Origin of the sequence: Antarcticimicrobium luteum, from assembly GCF_004358185.1 — a bacterium.
GTDB lineage: Bacteria > Pseudomonadota > Alphaproteobacteria > Rhodobacterales > Rhodobacteraceae > Antarcticimicrobium > Antarcticimicrobium luteum.
The window spans coordinates 50,253-70,343 of the sequence record NZ_SMUV01000072.1; the positions used below are offsets into that span (position 1 = coordinate 50,253).

At 64.4% G+C, this 20,091-nt stretch carries 24 protein-coding genes; all 24 read right to left on the reverse strand.

All coding sequences use genetic code 11. The features are described 5' to 3' along the window. Window positions 1-8: 8 nt before the first annotated feature. The 24 genes from E1832_RS17370 to E1832_RS17475 all read right to left on the reverse strand — a co-directional run bounded on the left by E1832_RS17370 (window position 9) and on the right by E1832_RS17475 (window position 20,036). Entirely contained in the window at window positions 9-758 is a 750-nt protein-coding gene (locus tag E1832_RS17370; RefSeq protein ID WP_133361041.1) for a biotin--[acetyl-CoA-carboxylase] ligase, read from the reverse strand. 69 nt (window positions 759-827) lie between these two features. Then, complete coding sequence (nuoN, locus tag E1832_RS17375) at window positions 828-2,267, reverse strand: NADH-quinone oxidoreductase subunit NuoN (protein WP_133361042.1); 1,440 nt, start codon at window positions 2,265-2,267, stop codon at window positions 828-830. Between the two features lie 11 nt (window positions 2,268-2,278). Beyond that, window positions 2,279-3,820: an NADH-quinone oxidoreductase subunit M gene (locus E1832_RS17380; RefSeq protein ID WP_133361043.1), complete on the reverse strand. Its 1,542-nt coding sequence runs from the start codon at window positions 3,818-3,820 to the stop codon at window positions 2,279-2,281. After that, window positions 3,820-5,949, reverse strand: a complete 2,130-nt coding sequence (nuoL, locus tag E1832_RS17385; protein WP_133361044.1) for an NADH-quinone oxidoreductase subunit L — start codon at window positions 5,947-5,949, stop codon at window positions 3,820-3,822. Before nuoL ends, E1832_RS17380 begins: the two co-directional genes overlap by 1 nt. A 6-nt stretch (window positions 5,950-5,955) precedes the next feature. Next, window positions 5,956-6,261: an NADH-quinone oxidoreductase subunit NuoK gene (nuoK, locus tag E1832_RS17390; protein WP_133361045.1), complete on the reverse strand. Its 306-nt coding sequence runs from the start codon at window positions 6,259-6,261 to the stop codon at window positions 5,956-5,958. Window positions 6,262-6,366: 105 nt separating this feature from the next. After that, window positions 6,367-6,504: a hypothetical protein gene (locus E1832_RS22590; protein WP_165978922.1), complete on the reverse strand. Its 138-nt coding sequence runs from the start codon at window positions 6,502-6,504 to the stop codon at window positions 6,367-6,369. 3 nt (window positions 6,505-6,507) lie between these two features. After that, window positions 6,508-7,110, reverse strand: coding sequence for an NADH-quinone oxidoreductase subunit J (locus tag E1832_RS17395; RefSeq protein ID WP_133361046.1), 603 nt, complete (start codon window positions 7,108-7,110; stop codon window positions 6,508-6,510). After that, the gene (locus E1832_RS17400; RefSeq protein ID WP_133361047.1) at window positions 7,107-7,520 is read right to left on the reverse strand and encodes a carboxymuconolactone decarboxylase family protein; all 414 of its coding nucleotides are present in this window, start codon (window positions 7,518-7,520) and stop codon (window positions 7,107-7,109) included. Before E1832_RS17400 ends, E1832_RS17395 begins: the two co-directional genes overlap by 4 nt. Beyond that, window positions 7,517-8,011, reverse strand: coding sequence for an NADH-quinone oxidoreductase subunit NuoI (nuoI, locus tag E1832_RS17405; RefSeq protein WP_133361048.1), 495 nt, complete (start codon window positions 8,009-8,011; stop codon window positions 7,517-7,519). The genes E1832_RS17400 and nuoI overlap by 4 nt, the downstream gene beginning before the upstream one ends. A 3-nt stretch (window positions 8,012-8,014) precedes the next feature. After that, window positions 8,015-9,052, reverse strand: a complete 1,038-nt coding sequence (gene nuoH / locus E1832_RS17410) for an NADH-quinone oxidoreductase subunit NuoH (RefSeq protein ID WP_133361049.1) — start codon at window positions 9,050-9,052, stop codon at window positions 8,015-8,017. Window positions 9,053-9,058: 6 nt separating this feature from the next. Next, entirely contained in the window at window positions 9,059-9,445 is a 387-nt protein-coding gene (locus E1832_RS17415) for a hypothetical protein (protein WP_133361050.1), read from the reverse strand. After that, window positions 9,442-11,457, reverse strand: coding sequence for an NADH-quinone oxidoreductase subunit NuoG (gene nuoG / locus E1832_RS17420; protein ID WP_133361051.1), 2,016 nt, complete (start codon window positions 11,455-11,457; stop codon window positions 9,442-9,444). Before nuoG ends, E1832_RS17415 begins: the two co-directional genes overlap by 4 nt. Before the next feature lie 3 nt (window positions 11,458-11,460). Then, window positions 11,461-11,874 (reverse strand): DUF5333 domain-containing protein, encoded by a 414-nt coding sequence (locus E1832_RS17425; protein WP_133361052.1) that lies wholly within the window; start codon window positions 11,872-11,874, stop codon window positions 11,461-11,463. Window positions 11,875-11,972: 98 nt separating this feature from the next. Continuing rightward, window positions 11,973-12,344, reverse strand: a complete 372-nt coding sequence (locus tag E1832_RS17430; protein ID WP_245514029.1) for a hypothetical protein — start codon at window positions 12,342-12,344, stop codon at window positions 11,973-11,975. A 5-nt stretch (window positions 12,345-12,349) separates the two neighbouring features. Next, window positions 12,350-13,645 carry an NADH-quinone oxidoreductase subunit NuoF gene (nuoF, locus tag E1832_RS17435; RefSeq protein ID WP_133361053.1) on the reverse strand — a complete coding sequence of 432 codons (1,296 nt, stop codon included), beginning with the start codon at window positions 13,643-13,645 and terminating at the stop codon, window positions 12,350-12,352. Between the two features lie 6 nt (window positions 13,646-13,651). After that, the gene (locus tag E1832_RS17440; RefSeq protein ID WP_133361054.1) at window positions 13,652-13,876 is read right to left on the reverse strand and encodes a DUF5337 domain-containing protein; all 225 of its coding nucleotides are present in this window, start codon (window positions 13,874-13,876) and stop codon (window positions 13,652-13,654) included. Window positions 13,877-13,920: 44 nt separating this feature from the next. Further along, window positions 13,921-15,027: an NADH-quinone oxidoreductase subunit NuoE gene (gene nuoE, locus E1832_RS17445; protein WP_133361055.1), complete on the reverse strand. Its 1,107-nt coding sequence runs from the start codon at window positions 15,025-15,027 to the stop codon at window positions 13,921-13,923. An 88-nt stretch (window positions 15,028-15,115) separates the two neighbouring features. Next, a complete protein-coding gene (locus E1832_RS17450) occupies window positions 15,116-16,336 on the reverse strand; it encodes an NADH-quinone oxidoreductase subunit D (RefSeq protein WP_133361056.1) in 1,221 nt (406 codons plus the stop codon). Beyond that, a complete protein-coding gene (locus tag E1832_RS22595; protein WP_165978923.1) occupies window positions 16,336-16,506 on the reverse strand; it encodes a hypothetical protein in 171 nt (56 codons plus the stop codon). The genes E1832_RS17450 and E1832_RS22595 overlap by 1 nt, the downstream gene beginning before the upstream one ends. Further along, window positions 16,506-17,111, reverse strand: coding sequence for an NADH-quinone oxidoreductase subunit C (locus tag E1832_RS17455; RefSeq protein ID WP_133361057.1), 606 nt, complete (start codon window positions 17,109-17,111; stop codon window positions 16,506-16,508). Before E1832_RS17455 ends, E1832_RS22595 begins: the two co-directional genes overlap by 1 nt. Window positions 17,112-17,137: 26 nt before the next feature. Continuing rightward, window positions 17,138-17,671 (reverse strand): NuoB/complex I 20 kDa subunit family protein, encoded by a 534-nt coding sequence (locus E1832_RS17460; RefSeq protein WP_245514030.1) that lies wholly within the window; start codon window positions 17,669-17,671, stop codon window positions 17,138-17,140. Beyond that, window positions 17,662-18,027, reverse strand: coding sequence for an NADH-quinone oxidoreductase subunit A (locus E1832_RS17465; protein WP_133361058.1), 366 nt, complete (start codon window positions 18,025-18,027; stop codon window positions 17,662-17,664). Before E1832_RS17465 ends, E1832_RS17460 begins: the two co-directional genes overlap by 10 nt. A gap of 353 nt (window positions 18,028-18,380) precedes the next feature. Continuing rightward, the gene (locus E1832_RS17470) at window positions 18,381-19,169 is read right to left on the reverse strand and encodes a crotonase/enoyl-CoA hydratase family protein (RefSeq protein ID WP_133361059.1); all 789 of its coding nucleotides are present in this window, start codon (window positions 19,167-19,169) and stop codon (window positions 18,381-18,383) included. A 3-nt stretch (window positions 19,170-19,172) separates the two neighbouring features. Next, a complete protein-coding gene (locus E1832_RS17475; protein WP_133361060.1) occupies window positions 19,173-20,036 on the reverse strand; it encodes a hydroxymethylglutaryl-CoA lyase in 864 nt (287 codons plus the stop codon). Between the last annotated feature and the right edge of the window lie 55 nt (window positions 20,037-20,091).

The window sequence follows — 20,091 nt, forward strand, 5'->3', positions numbered from 1 at the left end:
CTCGTGTGTCAGAAAAAGACGTCGGCCGCCGGGATGCGCACCCGCCCTGCCGGGGTCATTAGAACAAGCTGGCCCTCGGCGTCCACCGTCTCGAAGGTGCCACGGGTCTCGGAGGTGCCGGTGCGCGCCGTCACCGGCTGCCCCAGACGGGCTGCGCGGGACAGCCAGGCCTCGCGGATGGGGGCAAAGCCATAGGCCGCGAACTGCGCCTCATAGCGGGCAAAGGCGGCGGCCAGTTCGGTCAGGAACGCCTCGGGCGCGATGCGCATCCCGGTCTCCCCGGCCAGAGAGACCGGGCGCAGCGCCCGCGCCTCGACCGCGTCGGCCGGCGGCGCCTCGGCCAGATTGACGCCGATCCCGATGAAAAGCGGCATCGCGCCGCCCGCGACCCCCGCGCTTTCCAGCAGGATGCCCGCCAGCTTGCCACCATTCAGCAGCACGTCATTGGGCCATTTGAGCGAAAACGCCTCGGGCCGCCCGGTCACTGCGACGCAGGCGTCGAACAGGGCCAGCGCGGCGACGAAACTGCGCAGTGCCGCGTGTTGTGCCGGCCCGTTCAGACGCAGAACCAGCGTGGCGGAGAAATTCCCGGCAGGGCTGGCCCAGCCGCGCCCGCGGCGACCGCGCGCGGCGGTCTGATGGCGCGCCAGGATCCATTCGGGCCCGGCCAGGCCCGGCGCGATCCGCGCGGCCTCGTTCAGGGTGCTGTCCACCTCGTCGAGGAGCCGCCGCCCATACCCGTCCGGCCAGTCCGTCATGCGCCTCCTCCCCAAATGGACACGGCCGCCGAACGACGTCGGCGGCCGCGCATCCGCAGGGTCGCGGGATCAGTTGACAAGCGTCGCCGCCGCCACTGCCGCCGCGCCCTCGATACCGAACATATTGACGATCCCCAGCAGCATCACCGCCGCGGACCCGGTCAGAAACACCCAGAGTACGGGCGAGGAATGGGTATCCATCTCTTCACCCTCGTCGCCGAAATACATGTAGAAAACGACGCGCAGGTAGTAGAACGCCCCGATCACCGAGGCGACCACACCGGCGATGGCGAGCCAGGCCAGACCGCCCTCATAAGCGGCGCGCAGCACATAGAACTTGCCGAAGAACCCCAGCATCGGCGGCACACCGGCCAGGCTGAACATCAGGATCAGCATCGCCAGCGCCTTGCCCGGCTCGCGCTTGGCATACATGTTCAGCGCCGAGATGTCGGTGATCGGCTTGCCGTCCTTCTCCATCATCAGGATAAACGCGAAGGTGCCCAGGTTCATGGTGACATAGATCGCCATGTAGATCAGCATCGCCTGCACGCCAAATGCCGTGCCGGCGGCCAGCCCCATCAGCGCATAACCCATATGCGCGATCGAGGAATAGGCCATCAGCCGCTTAATGTCGCGCTGGCCGATCGCCGCCACGGCGCCGAGGAACATCGACAGGAGCGACAGCAGCGCGATCACCTGGCTCCAGTCCGGAACCGCGTGACCGAAGGCGTCGAACAGCACCCGAGCGAACAGCCCCATCGCTGCCATCTTGGGCGCGGTGGCAAAGAATGCGGTCACCGGCGTCGGCGACCCCTCATAGACATCGGGTGTCCACATGTGGAACGGCACCGCCGACACCTTGAACGCCAGCCCCGAGATCAGGAACACCAGACCAAACAGAAGCCCGACCGAAACCTCGCCATGCTGTGCGGTCTGGATGATGCCGGAGAACAGCGTGGTGCCGGAATAGCCATAGACCAGCGAGGCGCCATAAAGCAGCAGGCCCGAGCTGAGCGCGCCGAGGACAAAGTATTTCAGCCCCGCCTCGGTCGATTTCACGCTGTCGCGGCGCAGCGCGGCGACGACGTAGAGCGCGAGCGATTGCAGCTCCAGCCCCATATAGAGCACCATCAGGTCGCTGGCACTGACCATGACCATCATGCCGACCGCAGCCAGCGCCACCAGCAGCGGGTATTCAAACCGCAACAGACCCCGGCGCGACATGTATTCCTGGCTCATCACCAGCACCGCCGCCGCCGAGAGCAGGATCGCCACCTTGGCAAAGCGGGCGAAACCGTCATCGACGATCATGCCGCCAAAGGCCGCATGGGTGCCGCCCGGCCCGGTCGCGATCCAGACGGCCAGCAACACCATCAGCGCACCAGTGGTCCAGACCAGCGTCGGACCCAGTCGGTCCTTGGAGGTATAGACCGCGGCGAGCAGCGCCAGCATCGCGTAAACGGCCAGAACGATTTCGGGCAGGATAACGGTAAGATCGGCCTGGATCATCTCCGGCTCCCTTAGTTCGAGGCGTGCTGGGTGGCGGCCTCGGCCGCGGCCAGCGCAGTGTCAAATTTCTCGACCAGCGCGCTGGTCGACGGTCCGATGATATCGGTGACCAGTGCCGGGTAGACGCCCAGCAGCAGGGTCATCGCCACCAGCGGGGCGAAGATCCACTTTTCCCGCGCGCTCATGTCCTGGATGGTCTTCAGGCTTTCCTTGATCAGGTCGCCGAATACCACCCGGCGATAAAGCCAGAGCGCATAGCTGGCCGAAAGGATCACCCCCGAGGCCGCCACTGCGGTGACCCAGGTGTTGACCTGGAAGGCCCCCATCATGGTCAGGAATTCGCCGACGAAGCCCGAGGTTCCCGGCAGGCCGACATTGCCCATGGTAAAGAACATGAAGACCAGCGCATAGGCCGGCATCCGGTTGACCAGCCCGCCATAGGCGTCGATCTCGCGGGTGTGCATGCGATCATAGATGACACCGACGCACAGGAACAGCGCCGCCGAGATGAACCCGTGGCTCACCATCTGGAAGATCGCGCCGTCAACGCCCTGTTGGTTGGCGGCAAAGATTCCCATGGTGACAAAGCCCATGTGCGCCACCGAGGAATAGGCGATCAGCTTTTTCATGTCGTCCTGCACCAGCGCCACCAGCGAGGTATAGACAACCGCGATCGCGCTCATCCACAGCACCAGCGGCGCCATCACGTCCGATCCCACCGGGAACATCGGCAAGGAAAAGCGCAGGAAGCCATAGCCGCCCATCTTCAACAGGATCGCGGCCAGCACGACCGAGCCGGCGGTCGGCGCCTGAACGTGGGCGTCCGGCAGCCAGGTGTGCACCGGCCACATCGGCATCTTGACGGCAAAGCTGGCAAAGAAGGCCAGGAACAGCAGCGTCTGCATCCCGCCCAGCACATGAATCCCCAGCACCGAGAAACTGTCCGACGCAAATTCATGCGCCAGCAGCAGCTCGATATCGGTGGTGCCGGCATCGGCGAACATCGCCACCATCGCCACCAGCATCAGCACCGAGCCGAGGAAGGTGTAGAGGAAGAACTTGAAGCTGGCATAGATGCGGTTCTTGCCGCCCCAGATGCCGATGATCAGGAACATCGGGATCAGTCCGGCCTCAAAGAACAGGTAGAACAGCACCAGATCGAGGGCCATGAACACGCCCAGCATCAGCGTTTCCAGCAGCAGGAAGGCGATCATGTATTCCTTGACCCGGGTCTTGACCTCCCACGAGGCCAGAATGGTCAGCGGCATGATGAAGGTCGTCAGCAGCACGAAGAGCACGCTGATCCCGTCCACGCCCATCTTGTATTTCAGGCCCAGCAGCCACTCGCCCTCTTCCACCATCTGAAAGCCGGTGTTGGAAGGATCGAAGCCGGTATAGATGGCGATGGACACCAGGAAGGTGACCGAGGTGGCGAACATCGCCACCCATTTGGCGTTGCGCCGAGCGGCCTCATCATCGCCCCGAAGGAACAGCGCCAGGATCAGCGCGGCCAGCGCCGGGATGAAGGTGACAATCGAAAGAAGGTTGTCCATCAGTGCGCTCCTCCGCCGATCGACATCCAGGTGACAAGGGCGGCGATCCCCAGCACCATCCAGAAGGCATAGGTGAAGATGAAGCCCGACTGCGCCCGGCCGGCGAGCCGGGTAAAGAACGGGATGACCCCGAGGGCGACGCCGTTCAGGAACCCGTCGATGGCGCTGCCGTCACCGCGTTTCCACAGCAGACGACCCAGCGCCAGCACCGGCTTGACCAGCAGGGCGTCATAGATCTCGTCGAAGTACCACTTGTTCTTGAGGAACAGGTAGAGCGGGCGCTGGTTCTCGGCCAGACGGCCGGGCAGCGACGGGTTCAGGATATAGAACCAGACCGCCACCAGCAGACCCAGGATCATCGCGATGAACGGCGAGACCTTGACCCATTTCGGCGCCGCGTGGGCATCGTCCAGGATCGTGTTGTCCGCCCCGAAATAGAGCGCGCCCTGCCCCGGTTCCCCGGCAAAAGTATAGTGATGCGTACCCTCGGCAACCATGCCGGCCTCTTCGCCATGGGTCGCGGTCGCCTCGCCATGGGTTGCGGCTGCTTCGCCGTGGGCGGTGCCTTCGGCGGCCGCCTCCTCATGGGCGCCAGCCTGCTCCACGGGAATGCCGTAGAACTTGCCGACCTGATCGGCATGGCCGAAGAAGTTGCCGTACCACAGCATCCCGGCAAAGACGGCGCCGACGCTCAGCACGCCCAGCGGGATCAGCATGACCGTCGGGCTTTCATGGGCGTGATCGTGGGCGTGCTTGTCGCCCCGCGCCTCGCCGAAGAAGGTGAGGAAGATCAGACGCCAGGAATAAAAGCTCGTCATCGCCGCCGCGATCACCAGCAGCCAGAAGCCATAGCTCGACCCGCCGGCCCAAGCGCTCTCGATGATGGCGTCCTTGGACAGAAAGCCCGCAAAGCCGATCTGGGTCAGCGGAATGCCCACGCCGGTGATCGCCAGCGTGCCGATCATCATCGACCAATAGGTGAAGGGGATCTTCTTGCGCAGCCCGCCATAGTTCATCATGTCCTGCTCATGGTGCATGGCATGGATGACCGAGCCGGCCCCGAGGAACAGCAGCGCCTTGAAAAAGGCATGCGTCAGCAAATGGAACATCGCCGCCGAATACATGCCCACGCCGGCGGCCACGAACATGTAGCCCAGCTGCGAACAGGTCGAATAGGCGATCACCCGCTTGATGTCGGTCTGCACCAGCCCCACGGTCGCGGCGAAAAACGCGGTGGTTGCGCCCAGCACGGTGATGAAGATGGTCGCCGACGGCGCGAATTCCATCAGCGGCGACATCCGGCAGACCAGGAACACACCGGCGGTCACCATGGTCGCGGCGTGGATCAGCGCCGACACCGGTGTCGGGCCCTCCATCGCGTCCGGCAGCCAGGTGTGCAGGATCAGCTGCGCCGATTTGCCCATCGCCCCGATGAACAGCAGCACGGCGATCACCTCGGTCGCGGTCCATTCCCCCCACAGGAAGGTCAGCTTGGTCTCGGCCAGCGTCGGCATATAGGCGAACAGATCGTCAAAGTTGATGCTGTCGCCCAGAAAGAACAACGCAAAGATGCCAAGGGCAAAGCCGAAGTCGCCGACCCGGTTGACGATAAAGGCCTTCATCGCCGCCGCATTGGCGCTGGGTTTGCGGTAATAGAACCCGATCAGCAGGTACGAGGCGACGCCGACCCCTTCCCAGCCGAAGAACATCTGCACCAGGTTGTCGGCGGTCACCAGCGACAGCATCGCAAAGGTGAAGAACGACAGATAGGCGAAGAAGCGCGGCTTGTAGCTTTCGCCGTCGCGGAAATTGTCGTCATGCGCCATGTAGCCAAAGCTGTAGAGGTGCACAAAGGCCGACACCGTGGTCACAACGATCAGCATGATCGCGGTCAGCCGGTCCAGCCGGATCGACCAGGCGGTCGAGAGCGAGCCGCTCTCGATATACTTCAGGATCTCGATATGCTGGGTCACCCCGTCGAAGGTGACGAACACGACCCAGCTGAGCACGCAGGACAGGAACAACAGCCCCGTCGTCAGCCACATCGCAGCGGTCTCGCCCATCACCTTCCAGCCGAAACCGGCCAGGATGGCGCCCACCAGTGGGGCAAGCAGGATAATGGTTTCCATGATCTCTTACCCCTTCATCACGTTGATGTCTTCCACGGCGATTGTGCCGCGGTTGCGGAAGAAGCAGACCAGGATCGCCAGGCCGATGGCGGCCTCGGCCGCGGCCACGGTCAGCACGAAGAGGGTAAAGACCTGCCCCACCATGTCGCCCAGGAAACTGGAGAATGCCACCAGGTTGATGTTCACCGAAAGCAACATCAGCTCGATGCTCATCAACAGGATGATCACGTTCTTGCGGTTCAGAAACAGCCCGAAGATCCCGATGACGAACAACGTCGCCGCGACGGTCAAATAATGTTCAAGTCCGATCATGTCGTCCCTCTGGGCCCGCGCCCGTTCGTTCCTTGTCTCTCGGTCCCGGCTGTCCCGGAACCTGCCGGATCATCGCGCCCGGCCTTGTCCTTGCTCAGTCCGTGCTCACCGCACCGCGGCGCGCCTCAATCTCCACCAGCGGTACAGCATCCAACTGACCGCCACTTTCAGTCCCCAGAACAGCGCGACCCCGAAAATCCCCACCTTGCTGAGCAAAAGGTGGGCGAGGCCAATCAACTCCATCGATCAGAGCCCCTGCCCGGGTTTCACGTCCTTCAGTTCCATCGCCTTGGCCGGATCACGGTAAATCTGCGCCAGGATGTCCTGCCGCTTGATGTTCGGGCGGTGGCGCAGCGTCAGCACGATCGCCCCGATCATCGCCACCAGCAGGATCAGACCCGCAAGCTGGAACAGGATGAAATACTGGTCGTAAAGGATCGCCGCGAGCGCCTCGGTGTTGTGAAGATCGCTCGGCGTCGGCTGCGCCCGCAGCCCCTCGGCCGCCGCGCTCGCCTCCCAGGCGCCAAAGGCCATGACAAACTGCATGAGGATGATCAGCCCGACCAGCAGCGCCAGCGGCATGTAACGGGCCATCTCAGCCTTGAGCTCGGCGAAATCGACGTCCAGCATCATCACCACGAACAGGAACAGCACCGCCACCGCGCCGACATAGACGATCACCAGCAGCATGGCGACGAATTCCGCCCCCAGCAGAACGAACAGCCCCGCCGAGGAAATGAAGGCCAAGATCAGCCACAGCACCGAATGCACCGGTTGGCGGCTGATCACGGTGAACAGCCCCCCGGCGATGGCGCAAATCGCAAAGAGGTAAAAGGCAAACACGCTCATGCTTCGTCATCCTCGTTCTCGCCGCCCATGGCCTCCTGCGCCAGTTCCAGCGCCCGGGTCATGGCCGGAATGCCGGCAAAGACCGACATCTGACCGATCGTTTCCACGATCTCCTGTTTCTTTGCGCCTGCCGCGATGGCGTGGCGCACCGTCTGACGCACCGCCGTATCGGCCTGCGCGCCCTGCATGGTCAGCCCCGCCAGGGTCAGCAGCAGCCGGGTCCTTGCGTCCAGTCCGTCCTTGTTGACCGCATTGCCGAACATCATCTCCATGACGTCCTTGGGCATGGTCGGCCACAGCGCCTCGAACCCTTTCGGGCTGAAGCTTTCCAGCGCCGGGTTGAAGGCCCGGGCCATGTCGTGGGCCTGCTTCATCACGGCCTCGAACGGATTTTTGGGCGTCTCGCTCATCGGTACGGCGCGTCCAGTTCCAGGTTGCGGGCGATCTCGGCCTCCCAGCGTTCGCCGTTCTCAAGCAGCTTTTGCTTGTCATAGAACAGCTCTTCGCGGGTTTCGGTGGCAAATTCGAAGTTCGGCCCCTCGACGATGGCATCGACCGGGCAGGCCTCCTGACAGAAGCCGCAGTAGATGCATTTGGTCATGTCGATGTCATAGCGCGTGGTGCGGCGGCTGCCGTCCTCGCGCGGTTCGGCGTCGATGGTGATCGCCTGCGCCGGGCAGACCGCCTCGCAGAGCTTGCAGGCGATGCAGCGTTCCTCGCCGTTGGGATAGCGGCGCAGCGCGTGCTCGCCGCGGAAGCGCGGCGACAGCGGACCCTTTTCATGCGGGTAGTTCAATGTCGCCTTGGGCGCGAAGAAGTACTTCAGCCCCAGCTTCATGCCGACAAAGAAATCTGCCAGCAGGAAATATTTGGCGGCGCGGGTATAGTCGATTTGTGTCATGGATCAGCCCCCCGTGGTCCAGCGCGCGAAGGCGCCCCAGAACCAGTCGAATTTCGCCGCGAAAGAGACAAAGACCACCCAGACCAGGCTGAACGGCAGGAACACCTTCCAGCCCAGACGCATCAACTGGTCATAGCGGTAGCGCGGCGTGATCGCCTTCACCATCGCGAAGAGGAAGAAGAAGAACGCCATCTTGCCCACCATCCACAGCACGCCGTCGGGAATGCCCGGGATCGGCGACAGCCAGCCGCCGAAGAACAGCAGCGAGGTCAGCGCGCACATCAGGAAGATGGCGATATATTCGCCAGCCATGAACAGCAGGAAGGGCGTCGCGGAATACTCAACCTGATAACCGGCCACCAGTTCCGACTCCGCCTCCGGCAGGTCGAAGGGCGGGCGGTTGGTCTCGGCCAGCGCCGAGATGAAGAACAGGAACACCATCGGCAGGTGCGGCAGCCAGTACCAGCTGAACAGGCCGGCCGACCCGTCCTGTGCCCGCACGATATCGCCGAAATTCATCGACCCGGTGGAGATGATCACGCCGATGATGATCAGACCGATCGAGACCTCGTAAGAGATCATCTGCGCCGCGGAGCGGAGCGAGCCCAGGAACGGGTATTTCGAGTTCGACGCCCAGCCGCCCATGATCACGCCATAGACCTCAAGCGAGGAGACGGCGAAAACGTACAGAATGGCGACGTTGATGTCCGAAAGGACCCAGCCATCGTTGAACGGGATCACCGCCCAGGCGATCATCGCCAGAACAAAGGACGTGAGAGGCGCCAGGATGAACACCGCCCGGTCGGCCCCGGCGGGGATCACCACCTCTTTCACCACGTATTTCAGCGCGTCGGCCACCGATTGCAGTATCCCGAAGACACCGACGACGTTGGGGCCGCGCCGCATCTGCACCGCCGCCCAGATCTTGCGGTCGCCATAGACCAGGAACAGCAGCGAGATCATCACAAAGGCGACGACGGCAAGCACCTGCGCCAGGATCAGGATGGCGATGCCGCCCGGGGTGGAAAAGAAATCAGCCATAGGTCCTCACACCGTGGGTATTCCGTTCTCCGCGCAATGCGCAACCACGACTTCGGCGTCGAGTTTGCGCAGCCCGCGGGGCAGCGATGGCGAGATGGTGTAAACAGCATCTGCGCGCCACACGCCACCCTCTTCGTATACATTTGTGCGCAGATGCCGGGCAAAACCGTAGCCGCGGATCAGCGCATATTGTGCCGCCGCGCATTCGGCATAGGCATCCACGTCCGAGCTTTCGCGCGCGCCCGACATCGCCACGGTGAACTGCACCAGATCGCCGTCCAGAAGACGGGTCTCGACGCCCCGGTAGTCGGGGGCAAAGCGCGTCACCTCGCTGGCCGGCTGCATCTCGCAGGCGGCCAGCAACAGGGGCGATATGAGCGCGGCCCGGATCATTCCGCCGCCAGTTTCCCGGATTTGCGCGCCGCCGCGTTGGCGCTGAGCTCGGCCATCAGGGCCGAGGCGCGGGCAATCGGGTTGGTCAGGTAGAAATCGCGGACCGCGTTGCGGAAATCGGCCTTGCCCAGCGGCGCGGCCTCCAGCGGTTGCCAGTCGTTCTCCGGCACCGAGTCGATCCGGGCCAGATGCGGCACCTCGGCAACCACCGCCTGACGCAGCCGCGCCAGCGAGTCGTAGGGCAGCGGCGCGCCCAGCTCGCCCGACAGCGCCCGCAGGATGGCCCAGTTTTCCTTGGCCTCTCCGGGGGCGAAGCCCGCGCGCAGCGCCAGTTGCGGACGCCCCTCGGTGTTGACGAAAAGGCCCGGCTCTTCGGTATAGGCAGCCCCCGGCAGGATCACATCGGCGCGATGCGCGCCGCGGTCGCCGTGGCTGCCCTGATAGATGACAAAGGCGCCCTCGCCGATCTCCACCTCGTCGGCGCCGAGGTTATAGATCACCTCGGCCGCGCTGATGGCCTCCATGCCGCCCTCGGCGGTGGCGCCCACATCCATCGCGCCGACACGGCCGGCGGCGGTGTGCAGCACCAGCAGTTTCGCGCCCGAGGCCTCGGCCATCTTCATCGCCGTTGCGATCACCGCGGCGCCATCGGCCTCGCGGATCGCGCCCTGGCCAAGGATGATCACCGGGTTCTTGTCGGCGATATCGTGCGCCTTGGCCGCGGCCGCGTCAAGCGCGGCGCGGTCGGTGCCCACATGGTCATACTCATAGGTCAGATCGACCGCCTCGCCGATCACGCCCACCACCGCGCCCTTGATCCAGGCCTTGCGGATGCGGGCGTTGAGTACCGGCGCCTCGTCGCGCGGGTTGGTGCCGATCAGCAGGATCGCGCCCGAGGAGTCGATATCCTCGATCGTGGCGGTGCCGACATAGCCCGAGCGGTTGCCCGCCGGCAGCCGGGCGCCATCGGTGCGGCATTCGACGACGCCGCCCTGCCCCTCGATCAGCTGCTTGAGGGCAAAGGCCGCCTCGACCGGGGCCAGATCGCCGACCAGACCGGCAAGCTTGCCCGCGCCCTTGATCGCGGTGGCGGCCTTGTCCAGCGCCTCGGGCCAGGTGGCCGGGCGCAGCTTGCCGTTCTCGCGGACATAGGGCCGGTCAAGCCGCTGGCGGCGCAGCCCGTCCCAGACGAACCGGGTCTTGTCGGAAATCCATTCCTCGTTCACGCCGTCATGGTTGCGCGGCAGGATGCGCATCACTTCACGCCCCTTGGTATCGACCCGGATGTTCGAGCCAAGCGCGTCCATCACGTCGACGCTCTCGGTCTTGGTCAGCTCCCACGGGCGCGCGGTAAAGGCATAGGGTTTCGACGTCAGCGCGCCCACCGGGCAAAGGTCGATGATGTTGCCCTGCATGTTGCTGTCCAGCGTCTCGCCCAGGTACGAGGTGATCTCGGCATCCTCGCCGCGGCCGGTCTGGCCCATCTGGGTGATCCCCGCCACCTCGGAGGTGAAGCGCACACAGCGGGTGCAGGAGATGCAGCGCGTCATGTGGGTTTCGACGAGCGGACCGAGGTTCAGGTCATCGACCGCGCGCTTGGCCTCGCGGAAGCGCGAGAAATCGACGCCATAGGCCATCGCCTGATCCTGCAGGTCGCATTCGCCGCCCTGGTCGCAGATCGGGCAATCCAGCGGGTGGTTGATCAGCAGGAATTCCATCACCCCTTCGCGGGCCTTCTTGACCATGGGAGAGTTGGTCTTGACCACCGGCGCCTGGCCTTCCGGCCCCGGGCGCAGGTCCCGCACCTGCATCGCACAGGAGGCGGCCGGTTTCGGCGGACCGCCGACAACCTCGACCAGACACATCCGGCAGTTGCCCGCAATCGACAGCCGCTCGTGATAACAGAACCGCGGCACCTCGATACCCGCGACCTCGCAGGCCTGGATCAGGGTCATGGCCCCGTCCACTTCGATCTCGGTTCCGTCGATGTTGACTTTGCGCAGGTCAGACATGGTCTATTTCGCCCTCAATAGCGCGCCGATTGCGCTGTTGTTCTCAATTTCCAGACGGCCCAGCCGGCACAGATCGCCCGGTTTGTCATAGTCCAGCCCGAAGCCGGCCATGTAGCTCTTGCCGCGCGCGACCATCAGGGCCTTTTCGGCCTTGGAGTCGAGCAGCGCGCGAATCTCGTCGTCGGAATAGCCCAGGTCGTTCGCCCGGCCCTTCAGCCGGTGGATCTGGGCGATCCCCTTGATCAGCCGGCCGCCGATGTCGTCGCATTTGCGTCGGATCTCATTGGCGACCACGATGGTAAAGATACCGTCGGCGATCTCGGGCACCTCGCGCAGCGGCGGTTTGGCTGCGTCAGCCCCGGCGGGCAGCCCCAGCAGCAAGGTGACGGTGAACAGAACGGCAGACAGATACGACATGGCAAAACCCTCATTTGTGGAGGGATCAGCACAGGCCGCACTGGCGCCGTTATGCAATAACGGCCACCCGAACAGGCGGGGATATGCCGCCGCCATGCTCATGGTTTCAGGCAGGTCCCGCGAAAGGTCAGCGTATCGCGGTCGATCATCAGGGTGCCCGGATCGGTCTCGGGGCCGATGTCCCAGTCGATCCGGGACGAGCCGTAATTCGTCACGCAGTACCGGACGCCGGCGTATTCCCCGGCCGCCCGCGCCCCCTTGAGCGATTGCGAGACGTTCTTCACCTCGACCGTGAACGCGGCGATCGACATCTTGCGGTCCGCCGGTTTCGCCTTGGTCCGGTATTGGTGACCGTCAAAGCGGAGCTGCTTGTCCTTGTTGCCGGTGCAGCCGCCAAGCGTCAGCAGGCAGAGCGCGGCGCACACCGCCCCCTTCACCATGCCGCGATATGTCAGGTTGGCCCCCGTCATGCCGGTCACTCTGCCGCCATGGCGCCCATGCGCCCGGTTTTCTTGGCCTTGATGCGGTCCTCGATTTCCTCGCGGAAGTGACGGATCAGCCCCTGGATCGGCCAGGCCGCCGCGTCGCCGAGCGCGCAGATGGTATGGCCCTCGACCTGCTTGGTGACCGACAGCAGCATGTCGATCTCTTCGACCTCAGCGTCGCCGGTGACCAGACGATCCATCACCCGCATCATCCAGCCGGTGCCCTCGCGGCAGGGGGTGCACTGGCCGCAGCTCTCATGCTTGAAGAACTTGGACAGGCGCCAGACGGCTTTGACCACATCGGTGTTCTGATCCATCACGATCATGCAGCCGGTGCCGAACGAGCTTTTGTTCTCGCGCATCCAGTCAAAGTCCATGATCGCGTCTTCCAGCGCGTCCTTGGGCAGCACCGGGCAGGAGGCGCCGCCAGGGATGATCGCCTTGAGGTTGTCCCATCCGCCGCGAATGCCGCCGCCGTGCCGTTCGATGATCTCGCGCAGAGGCATCGACATCGCCTCTTCGAAGACGCAGGGATTGTTCACATGCCCGGTCAGCGCCATCAGCTTGGTGCCGTGGTTGTTCGGCCGCCCGAAGGAGCTGAACCACTCCGGCCCGCGCCGCAGGATGGTGGGGGCCACGGCGATGGATTCGACGTTGTTCACCGTGGTCGGGCAGCCATAAAGGCCCGCGCCGGCCGGGAACGGCGGCTTCATCCGCGGCATACCTTTCTTGCCCTCGAGGCTTTCCAGCAGCGCGGTTTCCTCGCCGCAGATATAGGCGCCGGCGCCGTGGTGCAGATAAAGGTCGAAATCCCAGCCCGACTTGGCGGCGTTCTTGCCCAGAAGTCCGGCGTCATAGGCCTCGTCGATGGCGGCCTGCAGCGCCTCGCGCTCGCGGATGTATTCGCCGCGGATATAGATATAGGCGGCGTGGGCATTCATCGCGAAACTGGCGATCAACGCCCCCTCGATCAGCGGATGCGGATCGTGGCGCATGATCTCGCGGTCCTTGCAGGTCGCGGGCTCGGATTCGTCGGCGTTGATCACCAGATAGGCCGGGCGACCGTCGCTTTCCTTCGGCATGAAGGACCATTTCAGCCCGGTGGGAAAGCCGGCGCCGCCGCGTCCGCGCAGCCCCGAATCCTTCATCTGCTGGATTATCCAGTCGCGCCCGTTGGCAATGATCCCCGCGGTGCCGTCCCAGTGGCCTCGGGCCATGGCGCCTTTCAACGTGCGGTCATGCATCCCGTAAAGGTTGGTAAAGATCCGGTCCTGGTCCTTGAGCATGCGTAGCTACCCTTGGCTGTCCTGGCGCATCCGCCAGAGTTGATAGATGTTGACGAACGCCCAGAGAAAGGCCGCGATGGCGCCGAGATAGATCAGCATTTCGTATCGGATCGGCAGGCCGATCCTGTGCACGATCCAAGGCGCCAGCAGCGACAGCAGGCCCGCCACGGCGATTACCGCCGCGGTGATCCGCCCCTTTCGGGCCATGGCCTTGTCACGCTCGTTGCTCATCGTTTTCCGTCATAGTCGCCGCCGCGCCGTCCGCGCGGCGATGGTCAATCGTAGATCTTGTCTTTTTTCGCCCGTTTGGCGAATTCGGTCTCTTCGCCCGCGGCAAGCTTTCCGGCTTGTTCGACCCAGCCGTCGCGGGTGATCCGGCCCTTGAACGTCAGCCGGTTGTCGACCCAGGCAATCTCCGCCGGGCCCCAGGCCGCGATCTGGTCGAAATGGAAAAAGCCCAGCTCGTTCAGGGTCTGCTCCAGTTTCGGACCGACACCCTTCAGAAGCTTGAGGTCGTCCGCTCCACCCTCGCGGGCAGCAGTCAGAAGCTCGGGCTCGGCCTCTTCCGCCTCGGCCGCCGGTGCCGCTTTCGGAGCGGCGGCCGGTTTCGCGGCGGGCTTCGGCGCGGGCGCCTTTGCCTTGGCAGCGGGCGCAGCGGCCGGCTTTTCGGAAGATTTGCCCAGCCAGGGCGTCAGGATCGGTACCTCGGTGCCGTCGATGCGCTTGACGGTATCGCCCAGCTCGACCGCGCGGGCGACGCTGGCGTTGTATTGGGTGCGGCCACTCTCGAATTCGGTCAGCGCCACCAGCCCGGATTCGGGCTCCGAGGAATAGCGTCCGTTCTGCGGGCCGGGCACCGGCACCTTGCCGGCGGCCAGTTCGTCGAGGATCACGGCGAACCGTTCGGCGGTCAGATCCTCATAGTAATCCTTGCCGATTTGGGCCATCGGCGCGTTGGCGCAGGCCCCCAGGCATTCGACCTCTTCCCAGGTGAACTTGCCGTCGGCGCTGAGCATATGCGGCTTGGGCGCGATCTTTTCACGGCACACGGCGATCAGATCCCCGGAGCCGCAGATCATGCAGGTGGTGGTGCCGCAGATCTGGATATTGGCGACCGAGCCGACCGGCTGCAGCTGGAACATGAAATAGAAGGAGGCGACCTCAAGCGCGCGGATATGCGCCATGCCCAGCATGTCGGCGACATATTCGATCGCCGGTCGGGTCAGCCAGCCCTCCTGCTCCTGCGCGCGCCACAGCAGCGGGATGATCGCGCTGGCCTGACGGCCCTCGGGGTATTTGGTGATCTGCGCTTCGGCCCAGGCCTGGTTGGCCGGGGTGAAGGCAAAACTGTCGGGCTGTTCGTGATGCAGGCGGCGGAGCATTATTTCGTCCCCTTGTGAGGGCCACGCCGGCAGGAGCCTCCGGCGGGAGTATTTTGGCAGAGAAGAAGCGAGGTGGTCACGCAGGTCATTACCGGTCGATCTCCCCGAACACGACATCCATTGTGCCGATGATCGCGGCGACATCGGCCAGCTGGTGCCCCCTGGCGACATGGTCCATCGCCTGCAGGTGCAGATAGCCCGGCGCGCGCAGCTTGGCGCGATAGGGTTTGTTGGACCCGTCCGCCACCAGATAGACACCGAATTCGCCCTTGGGCGCCTCGACGGCGGCATAGACTTCGCCCGCGGGCACGTGGAAGCCCTCGGTATAAAGCTTGAAGTGGTGGATCAGGCTTTCCATCGAGGTTTTCATGTCGCCGCGCTTGGGCGGAGTGATCTTGCCGCGGGCCAGGATGTCGCCCTGCCCCTCCGGCGCGCGCAGCTTTTCGATGGCCTGCTGGATGATCGAGACCGACTGGCGCATTTCTTCCATCCGCACCAGATAACGGTCGTAGCAATCGCCGTTCTTGCCGACCGGGATCTGGAACTCGAACTCGTCATAGCACTCATAGGGCTGCGAGCGCCGCAGATCCCAGGCCAGGCCCGAGCCGCGCACCATCACGCCGGAAAAGCCGTAGTCGAGGATCTCTTCTTCGGTCACCACGCCGATGTCGGCGTTGCGCTGCTTGAAGATGCGGTTTTCGGTCAGCAGCCCGTCGATATCGGCAAGTACGCTGGGAAACTCATGGCTCCAGGTCTCGATATCGTCGAGCAGCTCGGGCGGCAGATCCTGATGCACGCCGCCGGGCCGGAAATAGGCCGCGTGCAGGCGCGCGCCGCAGGCCCGCTCGTAGAAGATCATCAGCTTCTCGCGCTCTTCGAACCCCCAGAGCGGCGGGGTCAGCGCGCCCACGTCCATCGCCTGGGTGGTCACGTTGAGCAGGTGGTTCAGCACGCGGCCGATCTCGGAATAAAGCACCCGGATCAGCGAGGCGCGGCGCGGCACCTCGACGCCGGTCAACCTCTCGATAGCCAGGCACCAGGCGTGTTCTTGGTTCATCGGCGCCACGTAATCGAGCCGGTCGAAATAGGGCAGGTTCTGCAGGTAGGTGCGGCTTTCCATCAACTTTTCGGTGCCGCGGTGCAGCAGGCCGATATGTGGATCGCAGCGTTCGACGATCTCGCCGTCCAGCTCCAGAACCAGACGCAACACGCCGTGGGCCGCCGGGTGCTGCGGTCCGAAGTTGATGTTGAAGTTGCGGATCTTCTGTTCGCCGGTCAGGGCGTCGTCGAAGCCTTTGGAGCCGTCCATCAGAGTTTCTCCAGCTCTTGCAGTTTCACCGCCATGACCCAGGCCAGGATCGGCACGGCGATCGGAATGACGCAGGCCAGTGCCCAGTATTTGTGGATGCCGAAATGCGGCAGCAGCTTCAGCATCGGGATCGCGGTGATCGCAAAGATCGCCCAGAACAGGAATTCCATCACTTGGCCTCCGGCTTTTCGTCCCCCGGCAGGATATACTCGGCACCTTCCCACGGGCTCATGAAATCGAACTGGCGGTATTCCTGGACCAGGTTGACAGGTTCGTAGACGACGCGCTTTTCAACCTCGTCATAGCGAACCTCGGTATAACCGGTGGTCGGGAAATCCTTGCGAAGCGGATAGCCGCGAAACCCATAGTCGGTCAGAATCCGGCGCAGGTCGGGATGGCCCGAGAACAGGATGCCGAACATGTCGAACACCTCGCGCTCGAACCAGTTGGCGCTGGGATGGATGCCGGTGATCGAGGGCACCATGTCCTCTTCGCGGATCGAGACGCGCAAGCGGATGCGCTGGTTCTGGTACATCGACAGCAGGTGATAGACCACGTCGAACCGTTTCGGCCGGTCGGGGTAGTCCACCGCAGTGATGTCGACCAGGGTCGAGAACTTGCAGGTCGAGTCGCTTTTCAGGAACTCGACGAACCCCAGAATGTTGGCCGGGGCCACGTCCACATTCAACTCGCCATGGCTGACATCCCAGCCCAGGACGCAATCGGCGCGCCGGATCTCGATATGCGTGCCCAGCTCGTTCAGTGTTTCGCTCATCGTGCTCTCTCCAATCCTCGCGCGGGTCAGCGCACGATCGTGCCGGTGCGGCGGATCTTGCGTTGCAGCTGCATCAGACCGTACAGCAGCGCCTCGGCCGTCGGCGGGCAGCCGGGCACATAGACGTCGACCGGCACGATGCGGTCGCAGCCGCGCACCACCGAATAGCTGTAGTGATAATAGCCGCCGCCATTGGCGCAGGAGCCCATCGAGAGCACATAGCGCGGCTCGGGCATCTGGTCGTAGACCTTGCGCAGCGCCGGCGCCATCTTGTTGGTCAGCGTGCCGGCGACGATCATCAGGTCGGACTGGCGCGGAGAGGCACGCGGCGCGATGCCGAACCGCTCGGCGTCATAGCGCGGCATCGAGGTATGCATCATCTCGACCGCGCAGCAGGCCAGACCGAATGTCATCCAGTGCAGGCTGCCGGTGCGGGCCCAGTTGATGATGTCCTCGGTCGAGGTCAGCAGAAACCCCTTGTCCTGCAACTCGCGGTTCAGCGCCTGGGTGGCGACCTCCTTGTCGGCCCCGGCGGTGTTGACCCCTGCCATCACTCCCATTCCAGCGCCCCCTTCTTCCATTCATAGGCAAAGCCCGCGGTCAGCACGGCGAGGAAGACCATCATCGACCAGAAGCTCAAGTCGCTGAGATCCTTGAAGCCGACGGCCCAGGGAAACAGCATGGCGATTTCCAGATCGAAGATGATGAACAGGATCGACACCAGGTAGAACCGGACATCGAATTTCATCCGCGCATCGTCAAAGGCGTTGAAGCCGCATTCATAGGCGCTGACCTTTTCCGGGTCCGGGTTGCGGACCGCGAGAATGACCGCGGCGAGGATCAGAACCAGCCCAAGCCCGATGGCAACGGCCAGAAACACCAGAATCGGGAGGTATTCCCGCAACAGATCTTCCACGAATGGCTCCTTTCCCGCGCGCGTTCGCAGGGCGCGCCGTCAATTGGCATGTTGACCTGCCGCCTCTCTACTCCCGCCGGTCCGAAGCGTCAACCGAGCCCGGGCCATTCCAGGGCGTTTGAATCGCCCCGTCGGGACAACTCGAATTTGTTGAATATGTTCAGCTTTTCGGGCTGATCGCCCCGAATGCCGCGACGCGGCGTCAGCCTGCCGCTGCGCATGGTATGCAATTGCATTCAGCCGGCCGCGGCAGGGGCGGGTCACAGACCGAGGTGAGTCTTTTCTGTGACCGGCGGGATACGGCCAGGCGGCACAGGCCGCACTGCCCCAGCCCGCGGCCGCCAGAGGGCCGGTCAGGCGTCCTGCGCCCAGCCGGGCTTGCGCTTGTCGAAAAAGGCGGCGATGCCTTCGCTGGCCTCATCGCCCTCCCAGCGGTCCACCAGCGCGCGGATGGTGTGGTCGATCACCGCCTCGTCGATGCGCGGCCCGAGCTCACGCGTGAGACGTTTCGCCGCCGCCACCGCGCCCGGGGCGCAGGCGAGATAGGGGGCGACCTCGGCCTCGGCCGCCGCCATCAGATCCCCGGCCGGCACTGCGCGGGCCAGCAGACCCAGCTCCACCGCCTCGGCGGCATCGAACAGGCGCGCCGACATGAACACCCGCCGCGCCCGCGCCTCTCCCATGCGGGCGATGACATAGGGTCCGATGGTCGCCGGAATCAGCCCCAGCCGGGTCTCGGTCAGGCCCATCTTCAGATGATCCGCCCCCAGCGTCACATCGCAGACCGAGGCCAGCCCGACGCCACCGCCGAAGGCATTGCCCTGCAGCGCCCCGATCAGCGGTTTCGGCAGCGTATTCAGCGCCTGCAGCGCCAGCGCCAGCTTGCGCGCCTCGATGAACCGCGTCTCGGCATCGGCGGCCATCTGGTCCTGCATCCAGCCCAGATCGCCCCCGGCGCAGAATGTCCGGCCCGCCCCGGTCAGGATCACCGCGCGCACCGCATCGTCGGCGCCCAGTTTCTGCGCCGCCTGGGTCAGCTCGGCGATCATGGTCGCCGACATGGCGTTGTGCTTCTCGACCCGGTTCAGCGTCAGCACCGCGACGCCGCGCGCATCGGTCTCGATGGTAATTGTCTCAAACATATCTCAAACCCCCTCGCCCAGGCGCATCGCCCGCGCCATTTCTGCCGCCGCTTCGATCACCGAAAGATCGAGGCCGGTCTGATAACCACTGGCGGCCAGATGCGCGGCCACCCGCTCGGTCGCCACATTGCCCGCAGCGCCGGGCGCATAGGGACAGCCCCCCAGCCCCCCGACGGCGGCGTCGAACACCCGCAGCCCCAGCGCGAGCGAGGCGTCGATATTGGCCAGCGCCCGCCCCGCGGTGTCGTGATAATGCCCCGCCAGCCTCTCCGCCGGCACCCGTTCGATCACCGCGCGCAGCATCGCGGAAATGCTTTCCGGCGTCCCCTGCCCGATGGTGTCGCCCAACGAAATCTCGTAGCAGCCCATCCCGAACAGGGTTTCGGCGACCCCGGCCACCTTCTCCGGCGGCGTCGGCCCGTCATAGGGGCAATCGGTCACGCAGGAGATATAGCCGCGCACCGGCATGCCGATCTCGCGCGCCGCGGCCATGATCGGCGCAAAGCGGGCGATGCTTTCCTCGATGGTGGCGTTGATATTGGCCTTCGAGAACCCCTCGGAGGCAGCCGCAAACACCGCCACCTCGTCGGCCTTGGCAGCCACAGCGTCCTGAAACCCGCGCATGTTCGGCGTCAGCGCGGCATAGCGCACGCCGGGCGCCCGGGTGATGCCGGCCAGCACTTCGGCGCTGCCGGCCATCTGCGGCACCCATTTGGGGCTGACGAAACTGGCGCATTCGATGCGGGAAAACCCCGCCCGGCTCAGGCAGTCCACCAGAGCCACCTTCTCCGATACGGGAATCGGCCGTTTCTCGTTCTGCAACCCGTCGCGGGGTCCGACCTCGAAGATCTCTACCCGTTCGCCCATCACGCGCCCCTTTCCCGCTTCTTCTTTATCCAAATACTCAACGGCCGGCGGCCCG